Consider the following 19,667-nt stretch of genomic DNA (forward strand, 5'->3'; position numbering starts at 1 on the left):
CCCCCCCCCCCCCCCCCCCCCCCCCCCGGCCCGCTGCTCCCCACCCCCCCTCTCCTGCCCCGCCGGCCCCCCCCCCCGCCCCCCCCCCCCCCCCCCCCCCCCCCCCCGCCACTCTTATCCCTTCACGCATACCACCTGACGCAGGGTATGCAGCACTTCCACCAGCTCGCGCTGGGCGTCCATCACGGCGTCGATGTCCTTGTAGGCCATCGGGATCTCGTCGATCACGTCGGCGTCCTTTCGGCATTCGACGTGGGCGGTAGCGCGTATCTGGTCCTCGACGCTGAACAGCTTCCTGGCCTTGGTACGGCTCATGGTTCGCCCTGCACCGTGGCTGCACGAGCAGAACGCTTCCTCGTTACCCAGGCCGCGGACGATGAAGCTCCTGGCGCCCATCGACCCCGGAATGATGCCGAGCTGGCCTTTCTGCGCGGACACCGCGCCTTTACGCGTCACCAGTACCTCTTCGCCGAAGTGGCGCTCCTTCTGCACGTAGTTGTGGTGGCAGTTCACCGCTTCCAGGTTCGCTTCGAACGGCTTGCGGATGACCTGTCGGGCTGCCGCGATCACCGCGCGCATCATCAGTTCGCGGTTCTGCCGGGCAAAGTCCTGTGCCCAGCCCACGGCTTCCACGTAGTCGTCGAAGTGCTGGCTGCCTTCCTCGAAGTAGGCCAGGTCGCGGTCCGGCAGGTTGGCGATGTGCTGGCGCATATCGGCCTGGGCCAGTTCGATGAACAGGTTGCCGATGGCGTTACCCACGCCGCGCGAGCCGCTGTGCAGCATGAACCAGACGCGGTTGGCCTCGTCGAGGCAGACCTCGATGAAATGGTTGCCGGTGCCGAGGGTTCCCAGGTGCTTGCGGTTGTTGGTCTTTTCCAGTTTCGGGTACTTGTCGGTGATCGCCTTGAAGCGACCGGCCAGCGCGCGCCACGCGTCGTCGGCGTGCTCGGGCACGTCCTCCCAGGCGCCCTGGTCGCGGCGGCCGAAGGTCTTGCCGTGGGGCACGGCCTTCTCGATGGCGGTGCGCAGGCCGTGCAGGTTATCCGGCAGATCCGAAGCCACCAGAGAGGTCCGCGCGGCGATCATGCCGCAGCCGATATCCACACCCACGGCGGCCGGGATGATGGCGCCCCGGGTCGGGATCACGCTACCGATGGTCGAGCCCTTGCCCAGGTGCACGTCCGGCATCACGGCCAGGTGCTTGAAGATGAAGGGCATCTTCGCGGTGTTCATCAGTTGCTGCCTGGCGTCGTCTTCCACCGGCACGCCCTGGGTCCAGAGCTTGATCGGTTTGCCGTTGGCGACTTCCAGCAGTTGGAAGGTCTTGTTGCTCATGTCTCTACTCACTTCTGTTGCTTGGCGAGCTGGCCGGAAGCGGCTGGTGCCCGACCATCGCGAATTCGTTTGTTCAGTCGGCAGGTCCGGCAGCGTATCGCCGTGGAATACACCTGTCCCTGACAGTCTTCGTACCACCACTTCTGCTGGGCGGCGGTCCAGGTCTGCTCGGCGCCGCAGTCGTGGCAGGTGAAATCCTGATCCTCGTACCAGCCAGGGCGAACGAACAGAGGGTCGCCATAGCTGTGATAAGGCGCCAGCGCCGAGCAGTTGACCGGGAAGCTGCCGGGCGGCGCCAGGCGGCTATCCGGCTGCCTGGCCCGTTCGGCCTTCCAGGCTTTGCGTCGCTCGCGTTTCTGGCGGATTTCCTGACGGCGCTGCTTGTTGCTCTTCACCGTGCTATCTCCTGCGCCGGGCAGGCCTTTGTCAGGCCTGCTTCAGCGTTACCAGACCATTCAATACCTGATCCAGGCCGCCGAATACCGAGATGCGGTCGATTCGTTCGGCCACCCGCTCCAGGGTTTCCAGTTCCTTCAGGCGCAGGGCGGTGGGGTTGTCTTCCATCACCTTGGCCGTATTCAGCAGCGAGCGGGTTGCCGAGGTTTCCTCGCGACGACGGATCACGTTCGCCTGCGCAGCCTTCTCCGCCTCCACCACCTGGGCCAGCAGGGTCTTCATCTCGCCCGGCAGGATGATGTCGCGCACGCCCAGTCCGCTGACCTCGATGCCGGTGCCCGGCAGCCGCTCCTTCAGGTAGGCGCTGACCGAATCGTCGATGAGTCGCTTGTTTTCCAGCAGCTCATCCAGCGAACGGGTGCCCACCGCTGCGCGCAGGCCGAACTGCAGTTCGCGGTAGAGGTGCTCCAGCGGCTTGGACAGGCTGGAAAACGCCGTCAGCACGTCGCTGTAACGCCAGTTGGCGGCCAGGTTCAGACGCAGGCTCACCTTGTCGCGGGTGAGGATTTCCTGGCCGCTGACTTCCAGCGCCTGGATACGCGTATCGATCAGCTCCACGCTCACCTGGCGGTTGTAACGCCAGAAGCCGTACTGGCCGGCCGGCAACAGCTCGACCACCGCGCCATCGACCTTCAGCACGCCGACCTGGTAGGCCGGCACCAGGGTTACCAGCAGTGCTTCGGCACCGATCACGCTGCGGCCGCGCAGGTTTCCCTGCATCTGCTGCAACAGCACCGGAGCCACGCGGTACTCCTGACTCAGGTCGATGCGCTCCAGGAGCTGTTCGGTCTGGCCTTTCCAGTACAGCCGGCGGCTGCCCGGCGCGAGGATTTCCGCCAGCACGCCGTCCTCGAAGCGCAAGCCGGCCTCGTCCTCGGCCAGGTCCATGCGGGTGAAGTAGCGTTCGACCAGCGCAGGCTCGGACTGGCGCAGGTAGCCGGCCAGGCGGTGTTCGAACAGCGGGGTGTTCAGGCTGAAGGTTTCCACGCTCAGGCGGTTGTACAGGTCCAGGTGGCGATGGATGCCCGGCTCGAGGATCGCCAGGAAATCGCCCTCGGAGTACAGCAGGCCGCGTTCGTTCTTCTTCACGGTAAAGCGCTTCAGCAGTTTCATTTTTCTCTTCCTTCTTCTCTTGTCCTTCGGTGCCGGTGGCCCGCCAGCCCGTCGGGTGGCGAGGCGGGGGCCTGCGAGAGCCAGGTGCCGCGGACTTCCTGTCCATTGCGCCGAATCCATCGGCCAGCACTTGCCTTGTCGCGGGCCCGGTCCTCGTACCGGGCGGGCCGGCGGTGGCTTCGGGTCACTGGCGTATCCGGCCTTCCTGGCCCGTTTGCGCGTGTCCCTTCGCCCACCGGCGGGGTGTTGCATTCGTGAGTAGCTGCCGTTGGAGGGCAGTGTTCGAGCGGGAGTCGAACCCGCGACAGGCCATATCGTGGATGGCTGCTCTATCCGTCTGAGCTACCGAACAGCACGGGCAGGACTCGAACCTGCGTCGACCACGTCATGTGGTTGCTCTATCCGACTGAGCTACCGCGCCATCGACCGTGACTGCTGCAGCGGCATGCACGAAGCCGACACCAGGGGTGGGCTCGGGCACCGGCGGGAATTGAAGTCCCTGCCCGTGGGCTGCATCAGCGATGCGGTCGAAGGAGATATAGCGAGCGGCGTGCCAGGTTTGTTTTAGATGGAAGGATGTTTTTATAACTACCTGATAAATAACGATTTAATTATTTTTGTCAGGTGCTGTTCCGATTCCAGTGCTTGGCCGGTATGGCGATCTTTGGATATTCTGAGATCGTTACTTATCTTGATGGATAAAAGATGAAGGCCAAGAAAACCGTTGCCATCGGCTTCCTCGGTTCCACCCTGGATCGCGTCGGCAAGGGCGCGGCGCGCTGGCAGAAGTGGCGGCCCACCGTCGGCCTGTGCCAGCAGCAGGACCTGCTGATCGACCGCCTGGAGCTGATCCACGGGCTGGACGCGCGTGATGTCAGCCTCTCCGAGCGCATCGCCGCCGACGTGAGGTTTGTCTCCCCGGAGACCGAGGTGCGCCTGCAGCCCATGGCGCTGCGCAACCCGTGGGACTTCGAGGAGGTCTACGGTGCTCTGCACGACTTCGTCGGCGGTTATGCCTTCGATACCGAGCACGAGGACTACCTGGTGCACATCACCACCGGCACCCACGTCGCGCAGATCTGCTGGTTCCTCCTCACCGAGGCGCGCTACCTGCCGGCGCGGCTGGTGCAGGCATCGCCGTCGCGGCGCAAGGACGAAGCGCGGCAGCCGGAGGGGACGGTCACGGTCATCGACCTCGACCTGTCGCGCTACGACCGCATCGCCACGCGCTTCCGCCGTGAGCAGGAGGAAAGCCTGGCCTTCCTCAAGTCCGGCATCGCCACGCGCAACGCCGACTTCAATCGCTCCATCGAGCAGATCGAGCGGGTCGCCGGGCGTTCTCGCGCGCCGATGCTGCTGATCGGCCCGACCGGCGCCGGCAAGTCGTTCCTCGCCCGTCGTGTCTATGAACTCAAGCGTGCCCGGCACCAGTTCCAGGGGCGTTTCGTCGAGGTGAACTGCGCGACGCTGCGCGGTGACGGCGCCATGTCCGCGCTGTTCGGCCACATCAAGGGTGCGTTCACCGGCGCGCAGAACGCCCGCGAAGGGCTGCTGCGCGCGGCGGACGGCGGCATGCTGTTCCTCGACGAGATCGGCGAGCTGGGCCTGGACGAGCAGGCCATGCTGCTCAAGGCCATCGAGGAGAAGCGCTTCTTCCCGCTGGGCTCGGACCGCGAGGTGGGTAGCGACTTCCAGCTGATCGCCGGTACCCACCGCGACCTGCGCGAGCGGGTGGCCGAAGGGCTGTTCCGCGAGGATCTGTTCGCCCGCATCAACCTCTGGACCTTCGACCTGCCGGGCCTGGCCGGGCGCCGCGAGGACATCGAGCCGAACATCGATTTCGAACTGGAGCGCCACGCCCGCGAGCAGGGCCGCCTGGTGCGCTTCAACCGCGAGGCGCGCACCCGTTACCTGGCCTTCGCCAACTCGGCGCAGGCCTTGTGGAGCGGCAACTTCCGCGAGCTGTCCGCCTCCATCACGCGCATGGCGACCCTGGCCGACAGCGGGCGGATCGACGAGGCGCTGGTGGAGGAAGAGATCGGCCGGCTGCGTCACTCCTGGGGCGCCACCCAGGCGCAAAGCCTGCTGGATCGCCTGCTGGGTGAGGGCGCCGAGGCGCTGGACCTGTTCGACCGTCTACAACTGGAAGCGGTGATCGACGTCTGCCGGCAGGCGCGCAGCCTGTCCGACGCTGGCCGCCAGCTGTTCGCCGTCTCGCGCCAGGAAAAGCAGAACCCCAACGATGCCGACCGCCTGCGCAAGTACCTGGCGCGCTTCGGGCTGGATTGGCCGGGCATCACCGACGGGGTGCGCTAGAATCGGCGTTTTGCGGTCGCGGCAAGGAGCCGATCATGGATGAACCGATGAGTGTCGAGCTGTTGTGTCGACGCATCCAGGCGGGCGAAACGTTCAAGTACCTGTACTTCTGGGGGCATCGCCCGAAGCGCTCCGGGGACGTCGACAAGAGCTGCTTCAGCCAGTGGTTCGAAGCGGACTTCGAAATCGATGGACTGACCTACCGCAGCGCCGAGCACTACATGATGGCCGCCAAGGCCCGGCTGTTCGGTGACGAGGCGGCGCTGGCGCGGATTCTCGCGGCGCGCACGCCGGCCGAGGCCAAATCCATCGGCCGCGAGATCGGCGGCTTCGACGAGGCGGTCTGGGATGCCGAGCGGCTGGCCATTGTGACCCGCGCCAATCATGCCAAGTTCGGGCAGAACCCGGCCCTGCGCGAGTTCCTCCTGGGCACCGGCGACCGCGTGCTGGTCGAGGCCAGCCCGGTGGATGCCATCTGGGGCATTGGCCTTGCGGCCGATCATCCCGACGCGGGTAACCCGGCGCGCTGGCGCGGGCTGAACCTGCTGGGTGTTGCCCTCATGAGTGCGCGCCATGCGCTGCGCCAGGAGTGCCAGGATGCCTGAGTTCACAGCTGCCCAGCAGCAACTGCTGCGCGACCACCGCCTGGCCTGGTTCGCCGGGCGCATCATCCACGACGCCCAGCCGCCGATCAGTGATGCCCAGCTTGCAGAGGTCCAACAGCGCCTGGGCAGCCAGCTGCCGCCCGAACTGGTCGCCCTGTGGCGCTGCAGCTTCGGTGGCCGGCTGGATTACGAGCTGTGCGTGGATTACGACGGCCATCTGCATCCTTACTCCTTCAACGAGTTGTTCTATCCGGACAGCGACGGCTACCACGACCTGTGGGGCTGGCTGGAGCACGAACAGGAGTGCGCCGAGGAAGTCGCCGAGGAGAACGGCGAGCAGTGGAATGACCGCGTGGGCTTCCTGCCCATTGGCGGTTTCGAGTATCTGGAGCGGGTCTACGTCTGCGTCGAGCCGGAAGAATTCGGCGCCATCTACGCCTGGAGCCGAGCCTTGCCGCCGGCCTGGCCGCTGCGTCTGCACGAGGACGCACTGACCAGGGTGGCCGACGACCTGTACGGCCTGTTCGGGTTGCTGGGCTTCGATGAAGACCCGTTCGCTGAAGGCGCGGATGCCGGGCAGGAATTGCTCGAGGCCTTGGATGAACTGGCCGCTTCGGGCGCCGAGGGCGAAGCGCTGGCGCAGCTTCTGCACGATTCGCTGCGGCCGCTGGTACGCGACTGGCGCGCGGCGCTGGAGCAGGGGCGGATTGCCGGCGAGCCGGAGTTGCAGCGCCTGGCCCTGGCGCACGCGGTGCGCAGCGGCGATATCGCACTGCTGGAACAGCTGCGCGACCGGGGCTGCGACCTTGGCCGTTTGCTGACCGGCGGCGGCAATGCGCCGGTGCACGCGCGGGTGATGCAGCGCGAGGCCCTGGTGCAGTGGTTTGCCGACCAGGGCGTCGCGGAGTGTCAGTTGGATCAGTAGTGGTACCAGCGCAGCTCCAGCATCACTTCGTTGCGCGGGCTGGCTTCATGGCTGAACTCGCGCTGGGCCGACAGGCGCAGGCCGAGGTTGCGGCCCAGCTCCACCTGCTGGCCGAAGCTCAGGGTGCGGCGCACTTCGCCGTTGTGGAAGTAGTCGCCCTTGCCTTCGAGGCTGAGGTTGCCGAGCGGGTTGCTCCACAGCACGCCGGTGTCGAAGCCCACGGCGGGTGCGATGGCGGCGGCGAAGTCCGGGTTGTTCTCGATGCGCGCAGTGCCCAGGGCGTAGGCCTGCAGGTCGTCGCTCAGCTTCCAGCTGCCGCCGGCGCCGCCATTGAGGTGGCCGACCAGGGTGTCGTGGTCGTTGTCGCTGTGCTTGCCGATCACCCGTTCCCAGCCGCCGGCGACTTGCCAGGACAGCGGTTTGAGCAGCTCGTTGCGCGGCGTCATGGAGCGGATGGTGACCAGGTCCAGCTGCTGCAGTTGCCAGCGGTTGCCTTCGTACTGGCGCAGCTTGAGCTGGCCGATCTCGATCTGTGCGCCGAGGGGGAAGCCGTAGGCGTTGTCGTCGAGGTCATGGTAGGCCATGCGCAGGCCGTACTGGGCGAAGGCCTCGCCGTCGCGGCTGCCGGCGCCGATCTGCCAGGTGCGCGATTCGTGGCCGTTCTCCGGTTGGCCGGGGCGCTCCACGTCCAGTGCCGGCGGCGGGTTGCGGTTGATCGCCTTGAGCAGGTTGTAGCTGCGCGAGGCGGTGGACTGGTCGCGTTCCTGGCCGGTGGCGCGGTAGCGCACCAGGCGGAAGGCGGTGTCCTGCACCAGTGCCTGGCGGTCGGCGGGCAGGGCGGCGAATTCGGGGCTCTGCAACTGGCTGTCGTCGTCGGCGATCCGGCGCGCCAGCACCTTTTCGTCGTGGCTCAGTGGTTCGCCGCGGGCCAGCAGTTCGCGTTCGCGGGACGGGCGGTAGTCCACCCGGTCGATCAGTCCGGCGTCCTTGACTGCGCGCACCGTGTCGGTGGGGATGGCGGTGAGCGGGAAGTGGTCGGTCAGCTCGGTGCCGGGGCGGGCGATCTCCAGCAGCTCCAGCAGGCGGAACGAGCAGTTCTCGTCGAAGAAGTAGTACTTGAAGCGGATCTGCTTCAGCTCCCAGACGTGCTCGACCATGCGCGCGGTTTCCTCCGGCGTCAGGTTCAGGCGGTATTCCCAGAGGTCGCGGTTTTCCAGGCGGCTGTATTCGGAGAGCTTCTCGCGGTAGGGCACCAGGGCGAACAGGCCGGGGTAGCCGCCCATCAGGCCCTTCCAGGCATAGAGGATGCTGTTGTCCATGCCCTCGATGTAGGCGCCGAAATTGAGTGCGTAGCTGAGCAGGGCGGTGTTGTCGGAGTCGACGTCGGCCTGGTCGATGCGCAGCAGGGTGTGGCCGAACATCGAGGACGGGCTGTTCAGGTAGGCAGCCGGGAACACCAGCACGGCGCTGTGCGGGTTGATGTCCTGATACCAGGTGGTGAATTCCTTGCACTCGACCGCCGGCAGGTCGTCGAGCTGCAGCTGCTGGCGCAACCAGCGGGTGCGCGCCGGATAGACGCACTGGGCGTGCTTGTCGCCGAGGCTGGCCGGGGCGTAGAGGGCCTTTACGGTGGCGGCCAGCTCGGATTCGGGGTCGCGGTCTCCATCCCTGGCGAGGAAGAACTTCGGATCATCGACGAAGCTGCGCCAGCCGCCGAGCTTGGCGTGCTCGTAGTGTCCCAGGGCCAGCCAGTAGGGCTCGTCTGCCAGGCGCTGCAGGCGTTGTGGGTCGATCGCCGGCGAAGCCAGCAGGGGAGTGCAGGCGCACAGCGCCATCCAGGGCAACAGGCGTTTGGGCATCGAGTGGACTTACTGGAGGGGAAGGATGAGCCCGCCGGGAGGCGGCGGGCTCGCGTCGGCCGTCAGGCCTGTTCGGCGTACTTGGCCAGGGTGCTGTCCTGTTTCAGGACGGCCTGGGTATTGGCGTAGACGTCTTCGGCGGTGACGTCGGACTTGTTGAAGATCTGCGCGAAGTGCTCGTGGGTGACCTGGGCGAAATGCGCGCGGTCCTCGGGCTTCACGCCCAGCACGACGGCGTAGGTGGTCAGCGCTTCGCCGTCACCCTTGGCCATGTCCTCGGACAGCTCGTCCATCATGCTGCTGAGCACGATCATCGGCTTGCCGCCGTACGTCAGCGCGCCGTTGGTGTGGCAGCCGTTGGTGCCGGTGGTCATGCCGAAGGTGTTGTTGCCGCTGGTGCCGTTGGTGGTGGCAGCCAGTACGTGGGTGGCGGTGCCGCGCTGGCCCTTGAACAGCATGTTGCCCCAGCCGCAGCCGTCGCTGCCGGGTGCATCGGCGAGGGCGCTCAGGGAGGCGGTGGCGAGGAGGGTACCGAGCAGAATCCTTTTCATCGTTTTTCTCTCTTTTTGAGGTCGGGGACCGGTGAACAGTCGCTGACAGCAAAACAGCGCCTGGTCAGAGCTTTTCTCCAATGCCTTGCAGGTGTCAAGGCAACCGCTGCCGCAGGCAGTATGGCCGAGCCGGTCTCGACAGGCCCGGATGATCCGCAGTTGATCGGCATCAGCGGCGGAAGTCTTGGAACCGACCACACTTGAATCAGTTCCCCTTGCGAGGAAGTAGTCATGGTCGATTTCGATCCACGGCCAGCGCTGGACCAGTTGGCGGCCGAGTATTCCAAACGCGCCGAAGCCATCCGCCGCGATCTCGGTCGCAGCCATTCGCCGGACTTCGCCGAGCAGGCCCAGCAGCGGCAGAACGACGACGTGCTGCGTGCCCTGCTGGCCGAAGCGGAGGCGGGCATGCGCCTGGTGGGCATGGCGCGCCTGCGCCTGGCCGACGGCACCTACGGCGAGTGCGCGCGCTGCGGCGAGGCCATCGAGGAGCGCCGTCTGCGCGCGCTGCCCGCCGCCGAACACTGCCTGCGCTGCGCCGATGCAGTGGACTGAAACTGTCACCAATACTGCCTTGCCAGTGGCGCGCGGGCGGCGCGAGAATGCGGACGAATCTCCGCGGCCTCGCGCCGCCCGAAGCAAGGACCTCCAATGCCCGATTCCGTTGCTGCCGGCCTGCGCCTGGCGCCCGATGAACTGACCCGCCCCTTCACTCCCGAACAGTTTCCCTTCAAGACCACCGAAGAACTGGAGCCTTTCCTGGGCGTGCTCGGACAGGAGCGCGCGGTCGAGGCGCTGCAGTTCGGCGTGGCGATGCCGCGTCCGGGGTACAACGTGTTCGTCATGGGCGAGCCGGGCACCGGCCGCTTCTCCTTCGTGCAGCGTTACCTGAAGGCCGAGGGCAAGCGCCTGCCGACGCCGGCCGACTGGGTCTACGTCAACAATTTCGACGATTCGCGCGAGCCTCGCGTGATCGAGCTGCCACCGGGCAGCGCCGCCGAGTTCGGCACCGACATCGACCACCTGATCGACAACCTGCTGTCCACCTTCCCCTCGGTATTCGAGAACCCGGCCTACCAGCAGAAGAAGAGCGCCATCGACCGCGCCTTCAACCAGCGCTACGACAAGGCCCTGGACACCGTCGAGCGCCTGGCGCTGGAGAAGGAAGTCGCCCTGTACCGCGACAGCGCCAACATCGCCTTCACCCCGATGAAGGATGGCAAGGCGCTGGACGAGGCCGAGTTCGCCCAGTTGCCGGAGGAGGAGCGCGAGCGCTTCCATGCCGACATCGCCGACCTCGAGGAACACCTCAACGAGGAGCTTTCCAGCCTGCCGCAGTGGAAGCGCGAGTCCAGCAACCAGTTGCGCCAGCTCAACGAGGAAACCATCACCCTGGCGCTGCAGCCGCTGCTGGCGCCGCTGGTGGAGAAGTACAACAACAACTCCGGGGTCAGCGCCTACCTGCAGGCCATGCAGCTCAACCTGCTGAAGACCGTGGTCGACCAATTGGTGGACGCCGAGCGCACCGACCCGCAGCGCAAGCAGAGCCTGGAGGAGCAGTACGCGCCGAACCAGGCGATCGGCCACCACGCCACCAGCGGCGCGCCGGTGGTGTTCGAGTCGCACCCGACCTACGACAACCTGTTCGGCCGCATCGAGTACGCCTCCGACCAGGGCGCGCTCTACACCAGCTATCGCCAGCTGCGCCCCGGTGCCCTGCACCGCGCCAACGGCGGCTTCCTGGTGCTGGAGGCGGAGAAGCTGCTCAGCGAACCGTTCGTCTGGGATGCGCTCAAGCGCGCGCTGCAGTCGCGCCAGCTGAAGATGGAGTCGCCCCTGGCCGAGCTGGGCCGCCTCACTGCCATGAGCCTGACGCCCCAGGTGATCCCGCTGAACATCAAGGTGATCATCATCGGTTCGCGGCAGATCTACTACACGCTGCAGGACCTTGACCCGGACTTCCAGGAGATGTTCCGCGTGCTGGTGGACTTCGACGAGGACATCCCGCTCGCCGAGGACAGCCTCGAACAGTTCGCCCAGTTGCTGAAAACCCGTACCTCCGAAGAAGGCCTGGCGCCGCTCACCCGCGAGGCCGTGGCGCGCCTGGCCACCTACAGCGCCCGCCTGGCCGAGCACCAGGGCCGTCTCTCGGCGCGCATCGGCGACCTGTTCCAGCTGGTCAGCGAAGCGGACTTCATCCGCCAGCTGGCCGGCCAGGAAGTGACCGACCTGGGCCACATCGAGCGCGCCCTGAAGGCCAAGGAAACCCGCACCGGCCGCGTCTCGGCGCGGATTCTCGACGACATCCTTGCCGGCATCATCCTGATCGACAGCGAGGGCGCCGCGGTGGGCAAGTGCAATGGCCTGACCGTGCTGGAAGTCGGCGACTCCGCCTTCGGCATGCCCGCGCGCATCTCCGCCACCGTCTACCCGGGCGGTAGCGGCATCGTCGACATCGAGCGCGAGGTCAACCTCGGCCAGCCGATCCACTCCAAGGGCGTGATGATCCTTACCGGCTACCTCGGCAGCCGCTACGCCCAGGAATTCCCCCTGGAGATTTCCGCGAGCATCGCCCTGGAGCAGTCCTACGGCTACGTGGATGGCGACAGCGCCTCGCTCGGCGAGGTCTGCACGCTGATCTCAGCCCTGTCGCGCACGCCGCTGCGGCAATGCTTCGCCATCACCGGCTCGATCAACCAGTTCGGCGAAGTGCAGGCGGTGGGCGGGGTCAACGAGAAGATCGAAGGCTTCTTCCGTCTCTGCGAGGCGCGTGGCCTGACCGGCGAGCAGGGGGTGATCATCCCGCGTGCCAACGTCGCTACCCTGATGCTCGACGAACGCGTCCTGCAGGCGGTGCGCAACGGCCAGTTCCACATCTACGCCGTGCGCCAGGCAGACGAGGCGCTGAGCCTGCTGGTCGGCGAGCCGGCCGGTGCGCCGGATGCCAAGGGCCACTTCCCCAAGGGCAGCGTCAACGCCCGCGTCGTCGAGCGGCTGAAGGAAATCTCCGAGCTGGGCATGGACGAGGAAGAGAAGGAGAAGCCGGCCAAGGAGGCCGCCGCCAAGCCCGCCGCCAAGCCGAAGGCGGAGAAGGTGCCGGTGGAAAAGGCTCCTGTGGAAAAAGAGCGCGCCCGCAAGAAGAAGGACGCCGACTGATGGCCGGCAGGGCAGGGGCGCTGCGGCGGCGCTCCTGTCCGCGTGTTTTACACACCGTTGTCTGCAGGATGAGTGGATAAATCCGCGCTTTCGCGTGTCGGAACCTGGGTGTAGTCTCAATCTCAGGACAACCGCGAGGGTGCCGCCATGCCGCGTAACCTCTGCCTTATCCGCCCCTGTCTGGGGCTGACCACGCGCATCGAGTGCGAGATCAGGCCGCTGGCCGGAGAGAATGGACTCTGGACCTTGTTGTGCGCAGCCGGCATGTCCGGTGCGCAGCCCACCGCCATCAAGGCGCAGGGCCCGTTCTGCGGGCCATTCGTGGCTGAGGGCGTGCTCGAAGCGATCTCCGACTGCCTGGCCCAGCAGGGCTATATCGTGGCGGAGGATCCGCCCATCTGGCAGCTGCACCTGCAGGGCGAACTGCGCCGCCTGAACGGTGAGCGCTCGCGCTCCGTCAGCAATTTCCAGTTCCGCCCCGAAGGCTGAGCCTCTCAAGGCCCGGAGGGATTGCGCCGCCCCTGCGCAAGCGGCTGAAGCCCGCAGGGTGCCTGGCTGCTACGGTTGCATAGCGTGGCGGTCCGGCTATATCCATCGACATATTTTTCCATAGAAAGCCCGGCTTACTCGCAAAAGCCATCCGCTATACTGCGGCCGCCCTTTTCCCAAGACATCTGCTGCGAGCACCATGGAAAGATTCGTCGAAAACTCCCTGTACGCCGCGCGCTGGCTGCTGGCGCCTATCTACATCGGCCTGTCGCTGGCGCTGCTGGCGCTGACCATCAAGTTCTTCCAGGAAATCTTCCATATCCTGCCCAGCATCTTCAGCATCGCCGAGGCGGACCTGATCCTGGTGCTGCTGTCGCTGATCGACATGGCGCTGGTCGGCGGCCTGCTGGTGATGGTGATGTTCTCCGGCTACGAGAACTTCGTGTCGCAGCTGGACATCGATGAAGGCAAGGAGAAGCTCAACTGGCTCGGCAAGATGGACGCCAGTTCGCTGAAGAACAAGGTGGCCGCTTCCATCGTGGCGATCTCCTCGATCCACCTGCTGCGTATTTTCATGGACGCGAAGAACATCGATGACAACAAGTTGATGTGGTACGTGATCATGCACCTCACCTTCGTCCTTTCGGCCTTCGCCATGGGCTATCTGGACAAGGCGACGCGCCACGACCACTGAGGCGTTGCCGTGTCGTCCCCGCCGCCCGGTCGTTGCAAAACGGACGGGCGGTTGTGTTTTCGCCTTGCGGTGGGCGCCTGCTGGTCAAGACTTCTGCGTGGATCAACCCGCAGGAGGTGCAGCATATGAATCTGCAGGAACTGACCAGCCGCTCCGTTGCCGGCGACATCGACGAGATCAACCTGGTGTCGCTGGAAGGCGACATCTATGTGCTGGAAGCGCGCATGGGCGCGCGCTTCTACCCGGTCCAGGACGATGCCGGGCACGTCATCAGCGTGCGCTCCGTCACCCATGCCCGCCAGGTGTTGCGCGCGCTCCCGCCGCTGCCGTTCCATCTGGTGCATGCGGTGGTGCACGACGAGATGTGCGGCATGCTCGATGAGCGCGATATCGGCGCCGGCGTGACCATGCCGCTGCGCTAGTCGCGCAGCGCTGCGTGCGGCCCGACCTGCCGCGCGAGGCGCGCGGTGGGGGAGGCGGTGCATCTGTGCTAGGCTGGCGGCCCTTTTTTGAACCCCCAGCGGAGCGCCGCCATGAGCGAACTCAACCTTTCCACCGACGAAGGCCGCGTCAGCTACGGCATTGGCCGTCAGCTGGGCGACCAGCTGCGCGAGAACCCGGTTCCCGGCATGACCCTCGACGCTATCCTGGCCGGTCTGTCCGACGCCTACGCCAACGTGGAAAGCCGCGTTCCGGGCGAAGCCCTGTCCGCCAGCTTCCAGGTGATCCGCGAGCGCATGCAGGCCGAAGCCCAGGCGAAAGCCGAAGCCGCCGCCGGCGTGGGTCGCGAATACCTTGTACAGAACGCCAAGCGCGAAGGCGTGACCGTCCTGCCGTCCGGCCTGCAGTACGAAGTACTGACCACCGGCGAAGGCGCCAAGCCGTCCCGCGAGGACACCGTGCGCACCCACTACCACGGCACCCTGGTCGACGGCACCGTCTTCGACAGCTCCTACGAGCGCGGCCAGCCGGCCGAATTCCCGGTGGGCGGTGTGATCGCCGGCTGGGTCGAGGCCCTGCAGCTGATGAACGCCGGCAGCAAATGGCGCCTGCATGTGCCGAGCGAGCTGGCCTATGGCGGCCAGGCCGTCGGCAGTATCCCGCCGCACAGCGTGCTGGTGTTCGACGTCGAGCTGCTGGAAATCCTCTGATTTCCGACGGGTTCGCTGCGCCGTGCCGTCCCTGGCGACTGCGCAGGAAAAGGGGCGCTCCGGCGCCCCTTCGTGCATCCGCCTCCCGGGCGGCGGAGCACCGACGGCGCATCCGGCGCCGCCGTAAAACTGAATGCACGCGCTTTTTGTAGGAGCGAGCTTGCTCGCGAACAGCCCAGCGCCAGTGTTGAGAGGTTCGCGAGCAATAGCTAGGCGCCCCCTCGCTCCTACAGTCGGCTGGCGTAGCGCTCAGCGCAGCGCGCGGGCGTAACAGAACAGGAACAGGCTGCGCACCAGCTCCTTGAGCACCCCCGGCTCGCTGGTGGACAGCTCCGAGAGCTCCAGGCCGCCCTGCTCGCGCAGCTCATCCAGGGCTTCCTCCTCCAGCACCGCGCAGACTTCCCCGGTGTCCCGATGCAGGATGCGCAGGTAGGGGTGCGGGCGATCCAGCCAGGCGTCGATCATGTAGGTCATGGTGTATTCCTCCGTGCAGATCGTTTAATGAGAATAATTCTTATTATCTCAATAGCAAGCCTGAATTGGAAAAATTTTCTCGCAGGCGACGATCCGTTGTTCCCGGTCAACGGACAGGCAACAAAAAGCCCGCCGCGGCGAACCGGGGCGGGCTTTCGCGAAACCGAGGATCAGTGGGTGCGGGCGACGGCGAACTCGGCCAGCTCGATCAGGGCAGCGCGGTATTCGTTGTCCGGCAGGGCCTTCAGGCAGTCGACGGCGCGGGCGGCGTATTCGCGCGCCAGATTGGCGGTGTAGTCCAGCGCGCCGGCGGCTTCGACGGCGGCGCGGATGCCTTCCAGGTCCTGGCTGCCGCCCTGCTGGATGGCCTTGCGCACCAGCGCGGCCTGTTCCGCGGTGCCGTCGCGCATGGTGGCGATCAGCGGCAGGGTGGGCTTGCCTTCGGCGAGGTCGTCGCCGACGTTCTTGCCCAGGCTGGCGGCGTCGCCGCGGTAGTCGAGCAGGTCGTCCACCAGCTGGAAGGCGATCCCCAGGGCGTCACCGAACAGGCGCAGCGCCTCGGATTGCTCCGGCTGGGCGTTGGCCAGCGCGGCGGCGCTGTGGGTGGAAGCCTCGAAGAGCATCGCGGTCTTGCCGCGGATGACTTCCATGTAGGTTTCTTCGGTGGTGCTGGCGTCGCGGACCTTGGACAGCTGCAGCACTTCGCCTTCGGCGATCACGCGGGTGGCCTGGGAAATGATGCGCATGACCGGCATGGAACCCAGCTCGACCATCATTTCGAAGGAGCGCGCATACAGGAAGTCGCCCACCAGCACGCTGGGCGCGTTGCCCCACTGGGCATTGGCGGTGGCGCGGCCGCGGCGCAGGCCGGAGGCGTCGACCACGTCGTCGTGCAGCAGGGTCGAGGTGTGCAGGAATTCGATGGTGGCGGCCAGCAGCTTCAGGTCGTCGCCCGAATAGCCCAGGGCCTTGCCCGAGAGGAGCACCAGCAGCGGGCGCAGGCGCTTGCCGCCAGCGGAGATGATGTAGTCGCCGATCTTTTCCACCAGGGGAACGCGGGAAGTGAGTTGGCGACGGATGATGCCGTCGACGGCGGTGAAGTCGTCCGCCACCACGCGATAGAAAGCCTGGGGTTGCATTAAAGACAGCGCTCCTCGTAGATTGCGCGGCATGCTAGGTGCCGGGGTTGGGGCTGTCAAGGCAAGGCCCCATGGGGCTTGATCCGCACCGGGGCTTTGCGTACAATCGCGGCCCCGAACTTCCCTGGCATATCCTGCCTTACGCAATTGCACGGGCGTCCTTTCCGGCCCCATGCAGCCATGCCGACCGATTCCTCTTTCTATAAAGCGTCGGGTGAGCAGGTCTAACGGAGACATCCAGATGTACGCAGTAATTGTTACTGGTGGCAAGCAATACAAAGTCACCGAAGGCGAATTCCTCAAGGTCGAGAAACTCGACGTCGCCACCGGCGAAGCGATCAACCTGGATCGCGTTCTGCTGGTCGCCAACGGCGATGACGTCAAGATCGGCCTGCCGGTGGTAGAAGGCGCGAAAGTGACTGCAGAAGTGGTTTCCCACGGCCGTCACGATAAAATCCGCATCATCAAGTTCCGCCGCCGCAAGCACCACATGAAGCGTCAGGGCCACCGCCAGTGGTTCACTGAAATCAAGATCACCGGCATCCAGGCCTAATTCCTCTTCAGGAGAATTGACTCATGGCACACAAAAAAGCTGGCGGTAGTACCCGCAACGGCCGCGACTCAGAAAGCAAACGCCTTGGCGTGAAGCTGTTCGGTAGCCAGGCTGTGAAAGCAGGCAACATCATCGTGCGTCAGCGCGGTACCCAGTTCCACGCTGGCTACGGCGTCGGCATGGGCAAGGATCACACCCTGTTCGCTAAAGTCGACGGCGTGATCAAGTTCGAAGTGAAAGGCGCCTTTGGCCGTCGCTATGTAAGCGTCGTCGCTGCCTAAGCGAGCTCTCACTGAAAAAGCCCTGTCTCGCGACGGGGCTTTTTTGTTTCTGGCGTCTCCAGGCGAGGTGCCGTCGGTTCGGGCGTTTGCGCGGACTTGGCTGTATCCTATGCTCCTTTTCTTATTTTCAACCCGCCAGCTCGGCGGGAGGCGTTCGCAATGAAATTCGTCGACGAAGTATCCATCCACGTGAAAGCCGGTGACGGCGGCAACGGTCTCATGAGCTTCCGCCGCGAGAAGTTCATCGAGAAAGGCGGTCCCAACGGCGGTGACGGTGGCGACGGCGGCTCGGTGTTCCTCGAGGCCGACGAGAACCTCAATACCCTGGTGGACTACCGCTACACCCGCCGTTTCGACGCCCAGCGCGGCGAGAACGGCGGCAGCAAGGACTGCACCGGCGCCAAGGGTGAGGATCTCGTCCTGCCCGTGCCGGTCGGCACCACCATCATCGATGCCAATACCCAGGAAATCATCGGCGACCTGACCACTGCCGGTCAGCGCATCATGGTCGCCCAGGGTGGCTGGCACGGCCTGGGTAACACCCGCTTCAAGTCCAGCACCAACCGCGCGCCGCGCCAGACCACTCCGGGCAAGCCCGGCGAGGCGCGTGACCTCAAGCTGGAGCTGAAGGTCCTGGCGGACGTCGGCCTGCTGGGCCTGCCGAACGCCGGCAAGAGCACCTTCATCCGTTCGGTCTCCGCTGCCAAGCCGAAGGTGGCCGACTATCCCTTCACCACCCTGGTGCCGAACCTGGGCGTGGTCAGCGTCGGTCGCTTCAAGAGCTTCGTGGTCGCCGACATTCCCGGTCTGATCGAGGGTGCCGCCGAAGGCGCCGGCCTGGGTATCCGTTTCCTCAAGCACCTGGCGCGTACCCGGCTGCTGCTGCACATCGTCGACATGGCGCCGCTGGATGAGAGCGACCCGGCTGATGCGGCCGAAACCATCGTCCACGAGCTGGAGAAATTCAGCCCGGCGCTGACCGAGCGTGACCGCTGGCTGGTGCTGAACAAGATGGACCAGATCCTCGAGCCCGAGGAGCGGGAACGTCGCAAGCAGGCCGTGGTCGAGCGCCTGGGCTGGGAAGGTCCGGTCTATGTGATCTCCGCCCTGGAGCGCGATGGCACCGAGGCCCTGAGCCAGGACATCATGAAGTACCTCGACGAGCGCACCCTGCGCATCGAGGAAGAGCCGGCCTATGGCGAAGCCCTGGCGGCCCTGGATCAGCGCATCGAGGACGAGGCTCGTGCCCGTCTGCAGGCTCTGGACGATGCTCGTGCTCTGCGTCGCTCCGGTCTGAAGAATGTCGATGATCTGGATGACGATGATTTCGAGGATGACGAAGACGACGGCGACGGGCCGGAAATCTTCTACGTGCCTTGATCGGAGCGGCGCCCGCCGGTCCGGATGAAACGTGTGAAGCCTGACTTCTAAGGTTGAGGGTATGCGTGAGAAGGTCACTGGCGCCAAGCGCTGGGTAGTCAAGATTGGCAGTGCGTTGCTGACCGCCGATGGTCGCGGTCTGGATCGCGACGCCATGGCGGTATGGGTCGAGCAGATGGTCGCGCTGCATTGTGCGGGCGTCGAGCTGGTGCTTGTGTCCTCGGGCGCCGTCGCGGCGGGCATGAGTCGCCTGGGTTGGGTTTCCCGACCTAGTGACATGCACGAGCTGCAGGCGGCAGCCGCCGTGGGGCAGATGGGCCTGGTGCAGGCCTGGGAGTCCAGCTTCGGCGTGCACGGCCTGCAGACCGCGCAAGTGCTGCTGACCCATGACGACCTGTCCGATCGCAAGCGCTACCTCAACGGCCGCAACACCCTGCGCACGCTGGTCGATCTCGGTGTGATCCCGGTGATCAACGAGAACGACACCGTGGTCACCGATGAAATTCGCTTCGGTGACAACGACACCCTGGCGGCGCTGGTGGCCAACCTGGTCGAGGCTGACCTGCTGGTAATTCTCACCGATCGCGATGGCATGTTCGACGCCGACCCGCGCAACAATCCCGATGCCGAGCTGATCTTCGAAGCTCGCGCCGATGATCCTGCCCTGGATGCAGTGGCGGGCGGCACTGGTGGTGCGCTGGGGCGTGGCGGCATGCAGACCAAGCTGCGTGCGGCTCGTCTTGCGGCGCGTTCCGGTGCGCATACCGTCATTGTCGGTGGTCGCATCGAGCGCGTGCTGGATCGCCTGCGGGTGGGTGAGCGTCTCGGCACGCTGCTGACCCCCGAGCAGAGCCGCAAGGCTGCGCGCAAGCAGTGGCTGGCTGGCCACCTGCAGATGCGCGGCACCCTGGTGCTCGACGATGGTGCGGTAAAGGCGGTCGCGCAGGATCACAAGAGTCTGCTGCCGGTCGGCGTGAAAGCCGTGCAGGGCAGTTTCCGTCGCGGCGAGATGGTGGTCTGCGTGGATCAGCAGGGTCGGGAGATCGCCCGTGGTCTGGCGAACTACAGTGCGCTCGAGGCGCAGAAGATCATCGGCCAGCCGACCGACGCCATCGAAGGCCTGCTCGGCTATGTCGACGGTCCGGAGCTGGTCCATCGCGATAACCTGGTGCTCGTCTGAGGAGATTGCC

Annotated in this window: 20 protein-coding genes and 1 tRNA gene; 13 read left to right on the plus strand and 8 right to left on the minus strand. The window is 65.7% G+C overall.

What is annotated here, in order from left to right; all coding sequences use genetic code 11:
• Window positions 1–114 precede the first annotated feature (114 nt).
• From ACCC94_RS04595 to ACCC94_RS04610, 4 genes are all read right to left on the minus strand, one after another.
• A complete protein-coding gene (locus tag ACCC94_RS04595; protein WP_413348223.1) occupies window positions 115–1,335 on the minus strand; it encodes an RtcB family protein in 1,221 nt (406 codons plus the stop codon).
• Window positions 1,336–1,343: 8 nt separating this feature from the next.
• Complete coding sequence (locus tag ACCC94_RS04600; RefSeq protein WP_413348224.1) at window positions 1,344–1,730, minus strand: zinc-ribbon domain containing protein; 387 nt, start codon at window positions 1,728–1,730, stop codon at window positions 1,344–1,346.
• Window positions 1,731–1,761: 31 nt separating this feature from the next.
• A complete protein-coding gene (locus ACCC94_RS04605) occupies window positions 1,762–2,904 on the minus strand; it encodes a slipin family protein (RefSeq protein ID WP_413348225.1) in 1,143 nt (380 codons plus the stop codon).
• 350 nt (window positions 2,905–3,254) lie between these two features.
• Window positions 3,255–3,325: transfer RNA gene (locus tag ACCC94_RS04610), tRNA-Ser, on the minus strand.
• A gap of 284 nt (window positions 3,326–3,609) precedes the next feature.
• On the opposite strand from ACCC94_RS04610, the gene rtcR reads away from it, so the two are divergent.
• Genes rtcR through ACCC94_RS04625 form a run of 3 tightly spaced genes read left to right on the plus strand, consistent with a single transcriptional unit; the run spans window position 3,610 to window position 6,750 of the window.
• The gene (gene rtcR, locus ACCC94_RS04615; RefSeq protein WP_413348226.1) at window positions 3,610–5,220 is read left to right on the plus strand and encodes an RNA repair transcriptional activator RtcR; all 1,611 of its coding nucleotides are present in this window, start codon (window positions 3,610–3,612) and stop codon (window positions 5,218–5,220) included.
• Between the two features lie 35 nt (window positions 5,221–5,255).
• Window positions 5,256–5,825, plus strand: coding sequence for an NADAR family protein (locus ACCC94_RS04620; protein ID WP_413348227.1), 570 nt, complete (start codon window positions 5,256–5,258; stop codon window positions 5,823–5,825).
• The gene (locus ACCC94_RS04625; RefSeq protein WP_413348228.1) at window positions 5,818–6,750 is read left to right on the plus strand and encodes an SMI1/KNR4 family protein; all 933 of its coding nucleotides are present in this window, start codon (window positions 5,818–5,820) and stop codon (window positions 6,748–6,750) included. The genes ACCC94_RS04620 and ACCC94_RS04625 overlap by 8 nt, the downstream gene beginning before the upstream one ends.
• On the opposite strand, the gene ACCC94_RS04630 is transcribed toward ACCC94_RS04625, so the two are convergent.
• The gene (locus ACCC94_RS04630) at window positions 6,744–8,609 is read right to left on the minus strand and encodes a DUF4105 domain-containing protein (protein ID WP_413348229.1); all 1,866 of its coding nucleotides are present in this window, start codon (window positions 8,607–8,609) and stop codon (window positions 6,744–6,746) included. The genes ACCC94_RS04625 and ACCC94_RS04630 overlap by 7 nt on opposite strands.
• Before the next feature lie 62 nt (window positions 8,610–8,671).
• The gene (locus ACCC94_RS04635; RefSeq protein WP_038803701.1) at window positions 8,672–9,160 is read right to left on the minus strand and encodes a DUF3015 domain-containing protein; all 489 of its coding nucleotides are present in this window, start codon (window positions 9,158–9,160) and stop codon (window positions 8,672–8,674) included.
• A gap of 231 nt (window positions 9,161–9,391) precedes the next feature.
• Here ACCC94_RS04635 and ACCC94_RS04640 point away from each other — a divergent pair, with 231 nt between their 5' ends.
• From ACCC94_RS04640 to ACCC94_RS04665, 6 genes are all read left to right on the plus strand, one after another.
• Window positions 9,392–9,715, plus strand: a complete 324-nt coding sequence (locus tag ACCC94_RS04640) for a TraR/DksA family transcriptional regulator (protein ID WP_024763072.1) — start codon at window positions 9,392–9,394, stop codon at window positions 9,713–9,715.
• 96 nt (window positions 9,716–9,811) lie between these two features.
• Entirely contained in the window at window positions 9,812–12,316 is a 2,505-nt protein-coding gene (locus tag ACCC94_RS04645) for a Lon protease family protein (protein ID WP_413348230.1), read from the plus strand.
• 147 nt (window positions 12,317–12,463) lie between these two features.
• A complete protein-coding gene (locus ACCC94_RS04650) occupies window positions 12,464–12,805 on the plus strand; it encodes a hypothetical protein (protein WP_413348231.1) in 342 nt (113 codons plus the stop codon).
• 199 nt (window positions 12,806–13,004) lie between these two features.
• Window positions 13,005–13,499: a TIGR00645 family protein gene (locus ACCC94_RS04655; RefSeq protein WP_413348232.1), complete on the plus strand. Its 495-nt coding sequence runs from the start codon at window positions 13,005–13,007 to the stop codon at window positions 13,497–13,499.
• 125 nt (window positions 13,500–13,624) lie between these two features.
• Window positions 13,625–13,921 carry a DUF6482 family protein gene (locus ACCC94_RS04660; RefSeq protein ID WP_088421676.1) on the plus strand — a complete coding sequence of 99 codons (297 nt, stop codon included), beginning with the start codon at window positions 13,625–13,627 and terminating at the stop codon, window positions 13,919–13,921.
• A 111-nt stretch (window positions 13,922–14,032) separates the two neighbouring features.
• Window positions 14,033–14,650: an FKBP-type peptidyl-prolyl cis-trans isomerase gene (locus ACCC94_RS04665; RefSeq protein WP_413348233.1), complete on the plus strand. Its 618-nt coding sequence runs from the start codon at window positions 14,033–14,035 to the stop codon at window positions 14,648–14,650.
• Between the two features lie 249 nt (window positions 14,651–14,899).
• Here ACCC94_RS04665 and ACCC94_RS04670 read toward each other — a convergent pair whose 3' ends face one another.
• Window positions 14,900–15,124, minus strand: coding sequence for a hypothetical protein (locus ACCC94_RS04670; protein ID WP_413348234.1), 225 nt, complete (start codon window positions 15,122–15,124; stop codon window positions 14,900–14,902).
• A gap of 170 nt (window positions 15,125–15,294) precedes the next feature.
• Window positions 15,295–16,263, minus strand: a complete 969-nt coding sequence (locus ACCC94_RS04675; RefSeq protein ID WP_413348235.1) for a polyprenyl synthetase family protein — start codon at window positions 16,261–16,263, stop codon at window positions 15,295–15,297.
• Window positions 16,264–16,504: 241 nt separating this feature from the next.
• Between ACCC94_RS04675 and rplU the strand changes: the two genes are divergently transcribed.
• The 4 genes from rplU (at window position 16,505) to proB (ending at window position 19,657) form a co-directional block, all read left to right on the plus strand.
• The gene (rplU, locus tag ACCC94_RS04680; RefSeq protein ID WP_088421673.1) at window positions 16,505–16,816 is read left to right on the plus strand and encodes a 50S ribosomal protein L21; all 312 of its coding nucleotides are present in this window, start codon (window positions 16,505–16,507) and stop codon (window positions 16,814–16,816) included.
• Between the two features lie 23 nt (window positions 16,817–16,839).
• Window positions 16,840–17,097: a 50S ribosomal protein L27 gene (rpmA, locus tag ACCC94_RS04685; protein ID WP_017521622.1), complete on the plus strand. Its 258-nt coding sequence runs from the start codon at window positions 16,840–16,842 to the stop codon at window positions 17,095–17,097.
• Between the two features lie 159 nt (window positions 17,098–17,256).
• Complete coding sequence (cgtA, locus tag ACCC94_RS04690; protein WP_413348236.1) at window positions 17,257–18,477, plus strand: Obg family GTPase CgtA; 1,221 nt, start codon at window positions 17,257–17,259, stop codon at window positions 18,475–18,477.
• A gap of 61 nt (window positions 18,478–18,538) precedes the next feature.
• Window positions 18,539–19,657, plus strand: coding sequence for a glutamate 5-kinase (gene proB / locus ACCC94_RS04695; protein ID WP_413348237.1), 1,119 nt, complete (start codon window positions 18,539–18,541; stop codon window positions 19,655–19,657).
• The last annotated feature ends 10 nt before the right edge of the window (window positions 19,658–19,667 follow it).

This window comes from Pseudomonas sp. Pseusp97, assembly GCF_047304025.1.
Taxonomy (GTDB): Bacteria; Pseudomonadota; Gammaproteobacteria; order Pseudomonadales; family Pseudomonadaceae; genus Pseudomonas.

What these genes read in the sequence shown, in the direction of transcription:
- ACCC94_RS04595 (WP_413348223.1), bottom strand. Translation starts at nt 1,335, where the DNA reads ATGAGCAACAAGACCTTCCAACTGCTGGAAGTCGCCAACGGCAAACCG.
- ACCC94_RS04605 (WP_413348225.1), bottom strand. Translation starts at nt 2,904, where the DNA reads ATGAAACTGCTGAAGCGCTTTACCGTGAAGAAGAACGAACGCGGCCTG.
- rtcR (WP_413348226.1), top strand. Translation starts at nt 3,610, where the DNA reads ATGAAGGCCAAGAAAACCGTTGCCATCGGCTTCCTCGGTTCCACCCTG.
- ACCC94_RS04620 (WP_413348227.1), top strand. Translation starts at nt 5,256, where the DNA reads ATGGATGAACCGATGAGTGTCGAGCTGTTGTGTCGACGCATCCAGGCG.
- ACCC94_RS04625 (WP_413348228.1), top strand. Translation starts at nt 5,818, where the DNA reads ATGCCTGAGTTCACAGCTGCCCAGCAGCAACTGCTGCGCGACCACCGC.
- ACCC94_RS04630 (WP_413348229.1), bottom strand. Translation starts at nt 8,609, where the DNA reads ATGCCCAAACGCCTGTTGCCCTGGATGGCGCTGTGCGCCTGCACTCCC.
- ACCC94_RS04635 (WP_038803701.1), bottom strand. Translation starts at nt 9,160, where the DNA reads ATGAAAAGGATTCTGCTCGGTACCCTCCTCGCCACCGCCTCCCTGAGC.
- ACCC94_RS04640 (WP_024763072.1), top strand. Translation starts at nt 9,392, where the DNA reads ATGGTCGATTTCGATCCACGGCCAGCGCTGGACCAGTTGGCGGCCGAG.
- ACCC94_RS04645 (WP_413348230.1), top strand. Translation starts at nt 9,812, where the DNA reads ATGCCCGATTCCGTTGCTGCCGGCCTGCGCCTGGCGCCCGATGAACTG.
- ACCC94_RS04650 (WP_413348231.1), top strand. Translation starts at nt 12,464, where the DNA reads ATGCCGCGTAACCTCTGCCTTATCCGCCCCTGTCTGGGGCTGACCACG.
- ACCC94_RS04655 (WP_413348232.1), top strand. Translation starts at nt 13,005, where the DNA reads ATGGAAAGATTCGTCGAAAACTCCCTGTACGCCGCGCGCTGGCTGCTG.
- ACCC94_RS04660 (WP_088421676.1), top strand. Translation starts at nt 13,625, where the DNA reads ATGAATCTGCAGGAACTGACCAGCCGCTCCGTTGCCGGCGACATCGAC.
- ACCC94_RS04665 (WP_413348233.1), top strand. Translation starts at nt 14,033, where the DNA reads ATGAGCGAACTCAACCTTTCCACCGACGAAGGCCGCGTCAGCTACGGC.
- ACCC94_RS04670 (WP_413348234.1), bottom strand. Translation starts at nt 15,124, where the DNA reads ATGACCTACATGATCGACGCCTGGCTGGATCGCCCGCACCCCTACCTG.
- ACCC94_RS04675 (WP_413348235.1), bottom strand. Translation starts at nt 16,263, where the DNA reads ATGCAACCCCAGGCTTTCTATCGCGTGGTGGCGGACGACTTCACCGCC.
- rplU (WP_088421673.1), top strand. Translation starts at nt 16,505, where the DNA reads ATGTACGCAGTAATTGTTACTGGTGGCAAGCAATACAAAGTCACCGAA.
- rpmA (WP_017521622.1), top strand. Translation starts at nt 16,840, where the DNA reads ATGGCACACAAAAAAGCTGGCGGTAGTACCCGCAACGGCCGCGACTCA.
- cgtA (WP_413348236.1), top strand. Translation starts at nt 17,257, where the DNA reads ATGAAATTCGTCGACGAAGTATCCATCCACGTGAAAGCCGGTGACGGC.
- proB (WP_413348237.1), top strand. Translation starts at nt 18,539, where the DNA reads ATGCGTGAGAAGGTCACTGGCGCCAAGCGCTGGGTAGTCAAGATTGGC.